Here is a 14,273-nt window from a genome sequence, read left to right as displayed (position 1 = left end):
TGGAGTCGACATGAAATTTTCCATTTCCCGAGAAGCGCTGCTGCGCCCGCTGACTCTGGTCGCCGGCGTGGTGGAGCGGCGTCAGACCCTGCCGGTACTGTCTAACGTCTTGATTCAGGTCGAGCAGGATCAAGTGGCGTTGACCGGCACGGATCTGGAAGTCGAGCTGATCGGTCGCACCGTGGCCGGCCAGGTGGAAGAGGCCGGCTCGGTCACGGTGCCCGCGCGCAAGCTGATGGATATCTGCAAATCCTTGCCCGATCAGTCCGATATCCAGTTGTCGGTGGAAGAGAATCGGGCCGTGCTGCGCAGCGGACGCTCACGTTTCACGCTTTCGACACTGCCGGTGGCAGAGTTTCCGAACATCGAGGATGGCCAGAGCACCACTGAGCTCAGCCTGCCGCGCGGTACCCTCAAGCGTTTGATCGACGCCACCTCCTTCGCCATGGCCCAGCAGGATGTGCGCTATTACCTCAACGGCATGCTGATGGAATTCGGCACCAACCTGGTACGCACCGTGGCCACGGACGGTCACCGTCTGGCGGTGGCATCACGCTCTGCCCAGGTTCAGGTCGAGCCGGCTCAGAAGCTGATCGTGCCGCGCAAGGGTGTCATGGAGCTGGTTCGCCTGCTCGATGATGGCGAGGACCCGGTGAGCATCACCCTGGGATCGACCCATGTGCGCGCCCACACGGGTGACTTCACCTTCACCTCCAAGCTGGTGGACGGCAAGTTCCCGGATTACGAGCGCGTGGTCCCCAAGGGCGGCGACAAGGTGCTGATTGCCGATCGCGCCGAATTGCGCCAGGTGCTGTCACGCACGGCGATCCTCTCCAACGAGAAGTACCGTGGGGTGCGCCTGAATCTCGAGGAGGGCAATCTGCGCGTGATGGCCAACAACCCTGAGCAGGAAGAAGCCGAGGAAAACGTCAGTGTGGAATACACCGGCCCGGCCATGGAAATCGGCTTCAATGTTGGTTACCTGGTCGATGTCATGAGCGTGCTGGACGAGGATCGGGTTCAACTCACCCTGGCGGACCCCAACAGCAGTGCCTTGCTGGAAGAACCCGGCGGTGGTGATGCCCTGTATGTGGTCATGCCCATGCGCCTCTAGGCGTGCTTGTGCCGCCGATGACGTCTCCCGCCGGGCCGTTTCCGTGTGAAGCGGCCTTCCGCTCCCGGCAGGCTATGTTTCGCCTCACAGCGCCTTGTCGGGCTGCTGGCCCCGGCAGGGGCTGCCTCGCCCCGCGTGCCGTTGCCCGGCCTGATCGGGCAGTGGCTATAGGACGCTTCACTCCATGCCTCTCGATCGTCTCGCCCTTCAGGGCCTGAGAAACTTCTCGTCGCTCGAACTCTCTCCCGGGCCGCGCATCAATGTGTTCGTGGGTGAAAACGGAACGGGCAAGACGAGCCTTCTCGAAGGTATCCATGTGCTGGGCATGGGACGCTCCTTCCGCACTCGACAGCTGCGCAACGCCATCGCTCATGATGCCTCCGAGTTGCTGGTACACGGCCGACTGGCCGGCGACCCGCCAGTGCCCATGGGCGTGCGGCGTCACCGTGAAGCCGATGAGCTGGATATGAGGCTCTCCGGCGAGAAAGTGGGGCGCGTCTCGGATCTGGTACAGACCCTGCCCCTGCAACTGATCAACCCGGACGCCTTTCGCCTGCTGGAAGGCTCCCCGTCAGGCCGACGCGAGTTCCTGGATTGGGGGGTGTTTCACGTGAAACATGATTTCCTCGATACCTGGAAGCGTTACCGAAGAGCTCTCAAGCATCGGAATGCCCTGCTCAGACATGGTAGAATGCAGGATGCATCAATGGCCTCCTGGGAGCGGGAGTTGGCACATTGGGGCAATCGGATGGACGAGCTGCGTCGAGCCTGGCTGGATGCCTTTCTACCGGTGTTCCATGAAACACTTGACGGACTGATCAAACTGCCCGATCTGGAGTTGCGTTACGCGCGGGGCTGGGACCGCAAGCGCGACTTCGCACAGGTTCTGGAGCAGGCGAGAGACACCGATCAACAGATGGGGTTTACCCAGCAAGGACCCCAGCGTGCCGACCTGGCGATTCGTCTCGGACGTCGACCTGCCATCGAGACTCTCTCACGGGGCCAGCAGAAGCTTGTCGTCAGTGCCCTCAAGCTCGCCCAGGGTAGGCTCCTGGAACGCCTCACAGGGCTTTCCTGCGTCTATCTGATCGACGATCTGCCTGCCGAACTGGATGAGGGGCGAAGGCGCATCTTCTGTGAGTGGCTTGTACACATGCGCTGTCAGGCGTTCATCACCAGTGTGGACCCTGGCGCTTTGATGGAACAGTGGGACCCGGGCACACCTGTGTCGATGTTTCACGTGAAACATGTCGAGGTGGGACAGGGGCAGCTGCTGCCAATGGACAGATAGACTTCATGATGGAGTAGTCAATGAGCGAACAAGCTTACGACTCATCGAGCATCAAGGTCCTCAAGGGACTGGATGCGGTACGCAAGCGGCCCGGGATGTACATCGGCGACACTGACGATGGCACAGGCCTTCACCACATGGTGTTCGAGCTGGTGGACAACTCCATCGATGAGGCCCTGGCCGGGCACTGCAGCGAGATCGGTGTGGTGATCCACCCGGATGAGTCGGTCACCGTGCGGGACAATGGCCGGGGTATTCCCACCGAAATGCACGAGGGTGAGGGCGTATCGGCGGCGGAAGTCATCATGACGGTGCTCCACGCCGGCGGCAAGTTCGACGACAACTCCTACAAGGTCTCCGGTGGTCTGCACGGGGTCGGTGTCTCCGTGGTCAATGCCCTTTCCGAGGAGCTGAAGCTGACCATCTGGCGCCAGGGCCAGGTCCATGAACAGGTCTATCAGCATGGTGTGCCGGTGCAGCCTCTCTCGGTCGTCGGCTCCACCGAGCAGTCCGGCAGCCGAGTGCATTTCCGGCCCTCCACCGAGACCTTTCACAACATCGAATTCCATTACGACATCCTGGCCAAGCGGCTGCGTGAACTGTCCTTCCTTAACTCCGGGGTGGCCATCCGCTTGACCGATGAGCGCAGTGGCAAGGAAGAACTGTTTCACTACGAGGGCGGTCTGCGCGCCTTTGTCGATCATCTGAACACCAACAAGACCGTTCTCAACCCGGTCTTCCACTTCAACGTCGAGCGCGATGATGGCGTGGGTGTCGAAGTGGCGATGCAGTGGAATGATACCTTCGCGGAAAATATCTTCTGCTATACCAACAACATTCCACAGGGCGATGGCGGGACCCACCTGGCCGGGTTTCGCGCCTCCCTGACGCGGACTCTGAATCACTACGTCGAGGCCGAGGGGCTGCTGAAAAAATCCAAGGTCAGCACCTCCGGGGATGATGCCCGAGAGGGCCTGACCGCGATCATTTCCGTGAAGGTCCCGGACCCCAAGTTCTCCTCCCAGACCAAGGACAAGCTGGTCTCCTCCGAGGTCAAGACGGCCGTCGAGCAGGAAATGGGCCGGCAGTTCTCCGACTATCTGGTCGAGCGCCCCAACGAAGCCAAGGCCATCGTCAACAAGATGCTGGATGCGGCGCGAGCCCGTGAGGCAGCCCGCAAGGCACGTGACATGACGCGTCGCAAGGGCGCCCTGGACATTGCCGGCCTGCCCGGCAAACTGGCCGATTGTCAGGAAAAGGACCCCAGCCTTTCCGAGCTCTATCTGGTGGAGGGTGACTCGGCGGGCGGCAGTGCCAAACAGGGCCGTGATCGGCGCACCCAGGCGATACTGCCGCTCAAGGGCAAGATCCTCAACGTCGAGAAGGCCCGTTTCGACAAGATGCTGTCCTCCGCGGAGGTCGGCACCCTGATCACGGCCCTGGGTTGCGGCATCGGTCGCGAAGAGTTCGACCCTGACAAGCTGCGTTATCACTCGATCATCATCATGACCGACGCCGATGTGGACGGCTCGCACATCCGCACCCTGCTGCTGACCTTCTTCTTCCGTCAGATGTCTCAGCTGATCGAGCGCGGGCACGTCTATATCGCTCAGCCACCGCTCTACAAGATCAAGCGGGGCAAGCAGGAAAGCTATCTGAAGGATGAACAGGCGCTGACCCAGTACTTGACCACCACGGCCCTGGACGGCGCACGCCTGCACGTCAACGCCGATGCGCCGGGCATCGAAGGCGGCCAGCTTGAGACTCTGGTCAACCAGTATCGTGATGTCATGAACCGTATCGAGCGTCTGTCCCGCGTCTATCCGGACGTGGTGCTGCGCAAGATAGTGCATGCCGCGCGACTCCACGGCGAGGAAAGCCTGCGTGACCGCTCCACCATGCAGAACTGGATCGACTATCTGCAGGTTGAGATGGATGCCATCGTCTCTTATGAAGGTGGCCCGCGTTACACCTTCCGCCTGGAGGAAGATGCCGAGCGTGGTTTCTTCCTGCCTGCAGTGAGCCTGACGGCTCATGGCACCACCTCGGATTATGTCTGGGGCGTGGACTTCTTTACCGGTGCCGATTACCGCGCCATGGCCGGCCTGGGCGAAACCCTGGATGGCCTGCTGGAAGAGGGCGCCTATATCGCTCGCGGCGAGCGCAAGAAGCCGGTGGCGAATTTCTACGATGCCCTCGAATGGCTGATGAACGAAGCACAGCGTGGCCTGTCCATCTCGCGCTACAAGGGTCTGGGCGAGATGAACCCCGAGCAGCTTTGGGAAACCACCATGGATCCCAATACCCGTCGCATGCTGCGGGTCTCCATCGAGGATGCTGTGGCGGCCGACATGATGTTCAACACCCTTATGGGTGACGAGGTCGAACCGCGTCGCGACTTCATCGAGCGCAATGCCCTGACGGCCAACCTGGATATCTAGCCGCTGGCTTCAGGGAGTGTTTCACGTGAAACATTCCCTGTGCCGGGACCTGCGGTCAGGCCTCAGCAAAAGCGCCACTCCGATGCTTCGGGGTGGCGTTTTTTTATGCCAGTGTATTGATTGAAAAGCGAAACTCCCCACCTTCTCGCTCCGACGCTTCGCTCAGCCGAAAAGAGCCGTGTGCCCAGCCAGCCTTGATGGTAAGGCTTTTCCAGTTTATCCGGCTGGTCGACATGGTGGGTATGGATGGGGTGAGCTGTGAAAAGTCGCGTATTAAGTCATGCCTGAACGGTGTTTCACGTGAAACAGGGCTGGCTGGTGGTGTATGGCGTTTTTAGAGACCAACCCAAAGACCGGCAGCATGGCGCTGTCGGGCCTAGGGCTCGTGGCTCAACCGGCGTGCTCATCCTGCAAGAGCCAGGCGGTAAAGGCCGCTAGATCTTCGAACACCGGTGTGTCGGAAGCGGCAAGATCGGGGTGTCTGGCGAGAGTACGCTGGCCTTTTCCCGACAACACCAGCGCCTGCTGGCTGCCGGCCGTCTGGCCCGCCTGAAGGTCCCCGAGACTATCCCCGACCATCCAGCTGCCTTGCAGGGTCTTCAGGCCGAGGGCGTCCCGGATTTCCTTCAACATGCCGGGTAGAGGCTTGCGGCATGCGCACTGATCATTGGGTCCATGTGGGCAATAGGCGATATGAGCGACCTCGCCGCCGGCCTCGGCGACCAGCGCATAGAGTCGGTTGTGCATGCGCATGAGCTCGGCCACATCATAGTATCCCCGCGCAATGCCGGACTGATTGGTGGCGATGGCTACCGTCCAGCCAGCCTGAGTCAGCCTCGCGATCGCCTGAATGGCGCTGGGGTAGGGGATCCATTCTGCCAGTGACTTGATGTAGTCGTCGGAGTCCTGGTTAATGACGCCGTCACGGTCCAGGATAACAAGCTTGGTTGGCATGGCGGGCGACTGCTTCATGATGGAGGGAGTTGCCAGTTTAGAAGCATGTTTCACGTGAAACAATCGGGGTGAGGGGTGAGAGAAGAGGGAAGAGGGAAGGATGGCCGCTAGTTTTTGTGGTGCCGCATTGATTATTGGCTTGCTCAGGGGATTAATGTTTCACGTGAAACATGTGCTTATACCGAGTGCGTTCACTGTCTGACATGCCGACAGTCACTCAGTGGTTGGAAGGGCGGAAAGAGTAGCCGGGATAGTATTGGCAAATCAGTTCCTGATTACTCATGTTGATCAGCCGCAATCCCGCCAGCCTCTCCTATACTGATGTTATGTCCAGTAAAGGAGGTGGCATCATGGCACGCAATCCTATCCAGTTTCAGGCCGGCCTGTCGTTGCCGGCATTTCTCGCGCAGTACGGCACGGAAGCGCAGTGCCAGGCGGTCCTTTTTCAGCATCGCTGGCCCAGGGGGTTCGTGTGCCCCGACTGTGGCAACACCACTGGCTGTCGATTGTCGCGGGGGCACTACCAGTGCCATCGCTGTCACCACCAGACCTCACTCATCGCCGGTACCATCTTTCATGCCACGCACCTTCCTCTGACGACGTGGTTTCTGGCGATCTATCTGCTGACCCATCGCAAGAGCGGCATCTCAGCGTTGCAACTGTCTCGGGAGCTCGGCGTCGCCTACAACACCGCCTGGAAGCTCAAACACAAGCTGCTGCAGGTCATGCACGAGCGTAACCAGGGAGAGAAGCTCTCTGGACGCATCGAGCTGGATGACGCCTACCTGGGGGGTGAACGGCCGGGAAAGCGCGGTCGCGGCGCCAAGCACAAGTTCCCGTTTGTGGCGGCCGTGCAAACCGATGAGGAGGGCCATCCGCAGCGTGTTCAGCTTCGCCGCGTGAGCGGCTTCACCCTGGCCGAGATACGTCGCTACGCCCAACAGGCCATTGCGCCCGGCAGCCAGGTGATCAGTGATGGCCTGGGGTGTTTCCGAGCCTTCGATATCCCCCCCTACGTCCATGAGCGCCACATTACCGGCGGTGGGCGTGCCAGCGTGGAGAATCCCGCGTTCAACTGGGTCAACACCCTGCTGGGTAACGTGAAAAACGCCATCACTGGCACTTACCATGCCATCCGCGGGCAGCATGCTCCACGTTACCTGGCCGAGTTCGAGTACCGATTCAATCGGCGCTACGACCTCAAGGCCATGATCCCGCGCTTTCTGACGGTGGCGGCGAGAACTCCGCCGATGCCGTACCGGTTCCTGAAGCTGGCTGAGTCTTATGCGTAATCAGGAATCAGTTTTTGGATCTGCTGTCGTGGATGGGGCGGGGCGGGTCGAGCGTCAGTCAGGTGAAAGAAAGGTTGTTTCACGTGGAACATGGTGTTGGGCCGGTGACTGACCTGGTTGTCCGTTGGGGAGAATGTGGCCTGGTGGCTAAAGAAAAGAGGGTGAATGGTGTAGAAGATCTGAATCGGAGGAGGGAAAGCTGGAGCCGGAGGGGCGGTCAGGGAGTGCATCGATTAGGCCTTCAAGAAGCAGGGGGCGTGTTTCACGTGAAACACGCCCCCTGTGTCATCGAGGAAGGCTCAAGTCCCCGTCTGTGAGACGTTTAATCCTGAGATGTCACCGACTCAGGACAGCTCGGCGATATCCGCGACTTCCAGGAAGAGGCCCTGCAGGCTGGCCAACAGCGCCAGGCGATTGCGTTTCACGGCGTCATCATCGGCCATGACCATCACCTGGTCGAAGAAGTCGTCGACCGGCTGGCGAAGGCCTGCCAGAACGTCTAGAGCGTCGCTGTAGCGAGCGTCGGCAAACAAGGGGGTCACCTGTTGCCGGCAGGCCGTCACCGCCTCGGAGAGGGCCTTCTCGGCGCTTTCCTGAAGCAGACCGGCGTCGACCTCGCGAGCTTCGCCGTGACCCTGCTTGGCGAGGATATTGGCGACGCGCTTGTTAGCGGCCGCGAGGGCGGCGGCCTCTTCGCGCTCGCTGAACGCATTCACGGCTTGCAGGCGACGGGCGAAGTCCAGTGGCTTGGTCACCGGGCGGCTGCGTACGGCCAGGTACACCTCAGCGCCGATGCCTTCATCACGGGCCCAGGCACGGAAGCGATCGAGCATGTAGGCCTGCACTTCATCGACCAGGCCCTCGGCCTTCGGCAGGTTCTGATGCTGGGAAGCGGCCAGCTCGAGCAACTCACGCAGATCCAGGTCCAGCTCGGCCTTGATCAGGATGTTCAGCACCCCGATGGAGGCGCGGCGCAGGGCGAAGGGGTCCTTGGTTCCACTGGGGCGCTGGCCAATGCCGAAGATGCCGGTCAGGGTGTCGAGGCGGTCGGCCAGTGCCAGGGCCAGGCCGGTGGTGGTGGCGGGCACCTCGTCGCCGGCAAAGCGCGGCAGGTACTGCTCTTCCAGGGCACGGGCGACCTCCTGCGACTCGCCGTCGTGCTGGGCATAGTACCGCCCCATGGTGCCCTGCAGCTCGGGAAACTCCTGGACCATCTCGGTCACCAGGTCGCACTTGGCCAGCTCACTGGCGCGCTGTGCCTGGTTGACGTCGCCACCGATGCGGTTGGCGATGAAGGCGGCGATGGCGCCACTGCGGTGGGCCTTGTCGGCCAGTGTGCCCAGCTGCTGCTGGAACACCACGCTGGAGAGCTCCTTGATGCGCTCGCCGAGCGGACGCCGGCGGTCGGTGTCATAGAAGAAGGCGGCATCCGCCAGGCGTGGGCGAATGACCTTCTCGTTGCCGTCGATAACCAGCTCTGGCCTCTCGCTCTCGATGTTGGCGATGGTGATGAACTGCGGTCGCAGGGCACCATCGTCATCCAGCAGGTGAAAGTACTTCTGGTTGGCCTTCATCGAGGACACCAGACACTCCGCCGGGACTTCCAGGAAGCGCTCGTCGAAGCTACCGGTCAGGGCCACGGGCCATTCCACCAGGCCGCTGACCTCGACCAGCAGCTCCTCGTCGATGACGGCGGTGGCCTCGTTGACCTCGGCCTCGGCGAGCACCTGCTCGCGAATGCGTTCACGGCGCTTGTCGCGGTCTGCCAGCACCCACGCATTTTCCAGGCTTGCCAGGTAGTCATCGGCATGCTGCAGCTCGATGGCGGCCGGTGCATGGAATCGATGACCCCGGGTCGTGCGGCCGGACGCCAGGCCCAATGCCGCGGCGTCGACCACCTGTGTGCCATACAGCATGACCAGCCAGTGGGCCGGCCGCGTGAATTCAACCCGCGAGGCGCCCCAGCGCATGTTCTTGGGGACGGGCAGGGCGGCGATGGACCGCTCGACAATATCGGGCAGCAGTGAGGTCGTGGCCGCGCCGCTCTGTTGTTCGCGGTAGCCCAGCCAGGTGCCCTTGTCGGTTTCCAGGTGGATCAGCTCGTCGACGCCGACGCCACAGGAGCGGGCAAAGCCCTCAGCGGCCTTGGTGGGTTCGCCATCTTTGAAGGCGGCAGCGAGAGAGGGGCCGCGGCGCTCGACCTCACGGTCCGGCTGCTTGTCGGCCAGTTGCGCCACCTGTACGGCCAGACGGCGCGGACTGGCATAGGCCACCACCCGACCATGTTCGACATTGGCCTCATCGAGCCCCTGGCGAATGCCATCGGCGAGGGCATCCGACAGGGTGTCGATGGCGCTGGGCGGCAGTTCCTCGACGCCCAGTTCGAGCAAAAAGGTATCGGCGGCCATGATCAAGCGTCTCCCTGTTCGGCAGGCGACTCGTTCGCCAGCAGTTCTTGGCGCAGGGCCTCGGATGCCAGCGGGAAGCCGGCGGCCTTGCGGGATTCGTAGTAGGCGTGCGCCACGTCACGCGCCATGGTGCGTACGCGAAGGATATAGCGCTGACGCTCGGTGACCGAGATGGCGTGACGGGCGTCGAGCAGGTTGAAGGTGTGCGAGGCCTTGAGCACCTGTTCATAGGCCGGCAGCGGCAGACGGGCGTCCAGCAGCTTGTTGCACTCGCCTTCCTGATGGTCGAAGGCCTTGAACAGCGCCGGCACATCGGCGTACTCGAAGTTGTAGGTCGACTGCTCGCGCTCGTTCTGCAGGAAGACATCGCCATAGGTCACGCGGCTGCCGTCCGGTGCGACCGTCCAGACCAGGTCGTAGACGCTGTCGACATCCTGGACATACATGGCAATGCGTTCGAGACCATAGGTCAGCTCGCCGGTGACGGGGTAGCACTCCAGACCGCCGGCCTGCTGGAAATAGGTGAACTGTGTCACTTCCATGCCGTTCAGCCAGACCTCCCAGCCAAGCCCCCAGGCGCCCAGTGTCGGCGATTCCCAGTTATCCTCGACGAAGCGGATATCATGCACCAGGGGGTCGATGCCCAGGCATTTCAGGGACCCCAGATAGAGTTCCTGAAGGTCTGCCGGCGAGGGCTTCATTACCACCTGAAACTGATAGTAGTGCTGGAGGCGATTGGGGTTCTCGCCGTAGCGACCGTCGGTCGGCCGGCGAGAAGGCTGCACATAGGCGGCGTTCCAGGTTTCGGGGCCGATGGAGCCCAGAAAGGTGGCCGTATGGAAGGTCCCGGCCCCGACCTCCATGTCCAGGGGCTGGAGGACCACGCAGCCCTTCTCGGCCCAGTACTGCTGCAGGGCCAGGATCAAGCCCTGGAAGGTTGTCACGTCTGGCGTCGACTGTGTCATTGCGAAAGCACCGTTGGCCATGAATTCACGAGCCGTCAAGTATACAATCACAGGCACAGCGGTTATAGCCGCAGACCCGAGTCTAGAGGAATCCCATGATCGTAGTGACAGGCGGAGCCGGCTTCATCGGTTCGAATCTGGTCAAGGCGCTCAATCAGCGAGGCCGCGACGACATCCTGGTGGTCGACGATCTGCGCGACGGCACCAAGTTCATCAACCTGGCCGACTGCACGCTGGGCGACTACCTCGACAAGGAGGATTTCCTGGCAAGGGTGCGGGCCGCATTGAATGGCGTGCCATCCCATCTGCCCCCCATCGAGGCGGTCTTCCATGAAGGCGCCTGTTCGGATACCACCGAGTGGGATGGCCGCTTCATGCTCGAGAACAACTTCGAGTACTCCAAGGAACTGCTGCACTTCTGCCAGCTGAAGGGCATTCCCTTCCTCTACGCCTCCTCGGCGGCCATCTATGGGGGCAGTGACGTCTTTCGTGAAGACCCCGAGCACGAGAAGCCGCTCAACGTCTATGGCTACTCCAAGCTGCTTTTCGACCAGTACGTACGGGCGCGCCACGATGAGTTCGAGAGCCAGGTTGTGGGCTTTCGCTACTTCAACGCCTATGGCCCCCGCGAGCAGCACAAGGGCAAGATGGCCAGCGTGGCCTACCATCACCACACCCAGATCAGTGGCGGGGAGAATCTCAAGCTCTTCGGTGCCTGGGACGGCTATGCGGCGGGCATGCAGAGTCGCGACTTCGTCTATGTGGATGATGTGGTCGATGTGAACCTGTGGTTTCTCGATAACCCCCAGGCGTCGGGTATCTTCAACCTGGGCACCGGACGAGCCGAGCCATTCCAGGCCATCGGCGAGGCGGTGATCGACTATTACGGCAAAGGCGAGATCGCCTACATCGACTTTCCCGAACACCTCAAGGGCCGCTACCAGAGTTACACCCGCGCCGACATCCAGCGACTGCGCGAGGCGGGCTACGAGCGCGAATTCCATAGCGTGGCCGAAGGCGTGCGGGCTTATCTGGAGTGGTTGAATGGCTGAGGCGGCCAAGGCCGAGCGCATCCTAATCGTCGGCCCCGCCTGGGTCGGCGACATGGTCATGGCCCAGAGCCTGTTCAAGACCCTCAAGGCGCGACAGCCGGATGCCCGGATCGGCGTCGTGGCACCGGCCTGGTCGCGGCCCATCCTCGAGCGCATGGACGAGGTAGAGGAAGTGGCGGCCCTGGAGGTCGGCCACGGCGAGTTCGGTTGGGCGAATCGCCGTCAGCTGGCCGCTGAGTTGCGCGGACGCTTCGACCGGGCCATCATCCTGCCGCGCTCGTGGAAAGCCGCTCTGGTGCCCTTTCTGGCGCGTATACCGCAACGTGTCGGCTTTACCGGCGAGCAGCGATACGGCCTGCTCAATGAACGCCGACATCTCGACAAGACGATCCTCGACCAGACCGTGAAGCGTTTCGTGGCGCTCGGCCTGCCGGCCGATGAAGCCACCGGTGGCGACTTTGCGCTGCCGCGGCCGGCACTGCGTCAGGATGCCGACAATCTCGCGCAACTGCGCGAACAGCTCGGCCTGAGCAGTGGACCGGCCATCGCCATGATGCCCGGCGCCGAATATGGCCCGGCCAAGCAGTGGCCGCTGGCGTATTTTCGTGAGCTGGCCGAGGCGCTGGTGGCGCATGGCCATGAGGTTCGGGTAATGGGCGGGCCCAAGGACGCTGCCGCCGGGGACACGATTGCCGAGGGCATCGCGGGCGTGCACAACCTGTGTGGCCGGACGCGCCTGGGCGACGCCGTGGACCTGCTCGCCGACTGCGTGCAGGCGGTGACCAATGATTCGGGGCTGATGCATGTCGCCGCTGCGGCGGGCACCCGCATCCAGGCGGTCTATGGCTCCTCGTCGCCGGCCTATACGCCACCGCTGACCCCGGACGCCGATATTCATTACCTGGCGCTTGAGTGCTCACCCTGCTTCCAGCGAACCTGCCCCCTGGGGCACACCAACTGCCTCAACCAGATATCGCCGCCGCGCCTGTTGGAGGCCATTTTGGCCGCGTCGGACAAAGCTTCCTCGTGATATGGCCGCCCGATGCAACTCCTGGCAGGCAGCAGCGGGCTATTCGTCTTCCGAAGGCGAGAGAGAAACCTCATCCGGCGCCATGCCGCCGATATCCAGGCCCTGCCAGAGCCGCTCGTGAAGCGCGGTCTCGCGCTTGAGCTGCTCGTTGAGCGTCTCGCGCCCATGTGCCTCGAGCAGGGTGGGTTCGTCGGACAGCAGGGACACGCCCAGGCCGGCACGATGCCAGTCGATGGTGAAGCCCATGGCTTCGAGAATGGTGGGCAGAATGTCCATGGTCGAGGCTTCGACCTTCATGCGCCGCGGCGGCAGGTCATGGCCCAGCAGCATGAAGGTATTGCTGCGCGGCCCCGCCGTCAGTTCTTCCCAGGCCGAGACACGCATCGACAGGTGGTCACTGGCGATGGCTACCAGGGTATTCTCGAGCAGGCCTTCACCGGCCAGGCGCTTGACCAGGTCATGGGCCATGCGGGCCGAGCACTCCACGCTGTAGAGGATATCGGTGCCATTGAACTCGCCCTGGCTTTGCCGGCACGCATCGGGCGGGTAGCCATAGGGCGGATGGGTGGCCAGGCTTAAGTTGACCAGCCCCCAGGGACCGGGTTGGGCGTCCAGGCGGCGGATTTCCTCGACGGCCAAGGCATAGAGGTCATCATCATGGAGTCCCCAGCTGTTGAGGTCAGGTGACCGCAGGCGCGGGGTGAGGTCATCGCGTCCCAGTACGCGGGAAAACCCATGCCCCTCATAGAAGCGCCCCTTGCCGGCAAAGGCCTTGCTGGCACCGCCCATGTAGGTCAGCTCATAGCCCTGATCGGCCAGCAGGTCACCCAGGCAGTTCACGCCGGGCACGACGCGTTCCAGGGGCTCCAGCTGGCTGTCGTGCAAAAGGCCGGCGGGCATCAGCGGCACACCGCACTGACTGGCGATCATGCCGGCCATGGTCCAGCCGGTATTGTCAACCTGGCGGATGCCCTCGAAGACCACGCCCTGATCCCCCAAGCGGCCGAGCGGCGCATAGACATCGTCGAAGCGCAGCCGGTCGGCATAGGTGTTCTCGAGACTTTCCAGATACACCACCAGAAGGTTGGGCGGGGCCTTGGGGGCCTCGAGAATCACCGGCGCCACATAGCGCTGATTCAACCAGGCGCCTTCCTCGGTGACGACCGCCGCGCCTCGCTCGCCGATGCCATACAGCAAGGGGTTGGTGGCCAGCAGCACCAGCGCCAGCAGGCGCTCGAGCAGGCGCCAGCGGCGGTCGTGGCGCACCAGCCAGGTGAAGGACACCAGGATGGGCAGCATGGCCAGGGTGTAGACAAGCCCGACCAGAGTTCGCTCTCCGCCGCCATGGTCACTGATACCGGCCTGCAGATGGAATAAGACCGCGCCCAGGTCGACGATGCCGAAGCTGTCGGCGAGGTAGACATAGATGCCCCACAGGATCAGTGGCAGCAGTGACCAGGGCCAGTTACGCGACGGCGGATGAGGCGACCTGAGCCCCCAGCCCAGTGTGTACGCCATCATCAGCCAGGCGGCTGCGACGGGTACCAGAAGCCAGTGGGATAGCTGGGTGACCGTTGCCGTGGCATAGCCCAGGGCGAGCCCGAGGACCAGCAGGGCCCACCAGCGGGGGCCCTGCCAGGTGGCAAGCAGGGTAGCGAGCAGTTTCTTCATCGGCGGTGGCATCGGGGCGGCACAGGGTCACTCGTGTTATCCGCCCAGCTTGTCA

At 62.5% G+C, this 14,273-nt stretch carries 10 protein-coding genes; 6 read left to right on the top strand and 4 right to left on the bottom strand.

All coding sequences use genetic code 11. From position 1 onward, the window contains the following. Nucleotides 1-10 precede the first annotated feature (10 nt). The 3 genes from dnaN to gyrB all read left to right on the top strand — a co-directional run bounded on the left by dnaN (nucleotide 11) and on the right by gyrB (nucleotide 4,846). Entirely contained in the window at nucleotides 11-1,114 is a 1,104-nt protein-coding gene (dnaN, locus tag QWY74_RS03260; protein ID WP_264826041.1) for a DNA polymerase III subunit beta, read from the top strand. Between the two features lie 184 nt (nucleotides 1,115-1,298). Further along, nucleotides 1,299-2,405 carry a DNA replication/repair protein RecF gene (gene recF, locus QWY74_RS03255; RefSeq protein ID WP_264826040.1) on the top strand — a complete coding sequence of 369 codons (1,107 nt, stop codon included), beginning with the start codon at nucleotides 1,299-1,301 and terminating at the stop codon, nucleotides 2,403-2,405. Nucleotides 2,406-2,425: 20 nt separating this feature from the next. Beyond that, entirely contained in the window at nucleotides 2,426-4,846 is a 2,421-nt protein-coding gene (gene gyrB / locus QWY74_RS03250) for a DNA topoisomerase (ATP-hydrolyzing) subunit B (RefSeq protein ID WP_264826039.1), read from the top strand. Between the two features lie 390 nt (nucleotides 4,847-5,236). On the opposite strand, the gene gmhB is transcribed toward gyrB, so the two are convergent. Next, complete coding sequence (gene gmhB / locus QWY74_RS03245; RefSeq protein ID WP_290313717.1) at nucleotides 5,237-5,800, bottom strand: D-glycero-beta-D-manno-heptose 1,7-bisphosphate 7-phosphatase; 564 nt, start codon at nucleotides 5,798-5,800, stop codon at nucleotides 5,237-5,239. 350 nt (nucleotides 5,801-6,150) lie between these two features. On the opposite strand from gmhB, the gene QWY74_RS03240 reads away from it, so the two are divergent. Further along, complete coding sequence (locus QWY74_RS03240; RefSeq protein WP_290313716.1) at nucleotides 6,151-7,092, top strand: IS1595 family transposase; 942 nt, start codon at nucleotides 6,151-6,153, stop codon at nucleotides 7,090-7,092. Nucleotides 7,093-7,436: 344 nt separating this feature from the next. Here the strand turns inward: QWY74_RS03240 and glyS are convergent, their stop codons facing one another. After that, complete coding sequence (gene glyS / locus QWY74_RS03235) at nucleotides 7,437-9,500, bottom strand: glycine--tRNA ligase subunit beta (protein WP_264826037.1); 2,064 nt, start codon at nucleotides 9,498-9,500, stop codon at nucleotides 7,437-7,439. A gap of 2 nt (nucleotides 9,501-9,502) precedes the next feature. Then, nucleotides 9,503-10,465, bottom strand: coding sequence for a glycine--tRNA ligase subunit alpha (glyQ, locus tag QWY74_RS03230; protein ID WP_264826035.1), 963 nt, complete (start codon nucleotides 10,463-10,465; stop codon nucleotides 9,503-9,505). 95 nt (nucleotides 10,466-10,560) lie between these two features. Between glyQ and rfaD the strand changes: the two genes are divergently transcribed. Both rfaD and waaF read left to right on the top strand, forming a co-directional pair. After that, nucleotides 10,561-11,517 (top strand): ADP-glyceromanno-heptose 6-epimerase, encoded by a 957-nt coding sequence (gene rfaD / locus QWY74_RS03225; protein WP_264826033.1) that lies wholly within the window; start codon nucleotides 10,561-10,563, stop codon nucleotides 11,515-11,517. Then, a complete protein-coding gene (waaF, locus tag QWY74_RS03220) occupies nucleotides 11,510-12,547 on the top strand; it encodes a lipopolysaccharide heptosyltransferase II (protein ID WP_264826032.1) in 1,038 nt (345 codons plus the stop codon). The genes rfaD and waaF overlap by 8 nt, the downstream gene beginning before the upstream one ends. Nucleotides 12,548-12,586: 39 nt before the next feature. Here waaF and QWY74_RS03215 read toward each other — a convergent pair whose 3' ends face one another. Further along, nucleotides 12,587-14,218 (bottom strand): sulfatase-like hydrolase/transferase, encoded by a 1,632-nt coding sequence (locus QWY74_RS03215; RefSeq protein WP_264826031.1) that lies wholly within the window; start codon nucleotides 14,216-14,218, stop codon nucleotides 12,587-12,589. Nucleotides 14,219-14,273 lie beyond the last annotated feature (55 nt).

The sequence above is a fragment of the Halomonas almeriensis genome (genome assembly GCF_030409235.1).
GTDB classification, from domain to species: domain Bacteria; phylum Pseudomonadota; class Gammaproteobacteria; order Pseudomonadales; family Halomonadaceae; genus Halomonas; species Halomonas almeriensis.
The sequence above is the reverse complement of the archived record's forward strand: the minus strand, read 5'-3'. Positions and strand labels throughout refer to the sequence as shown.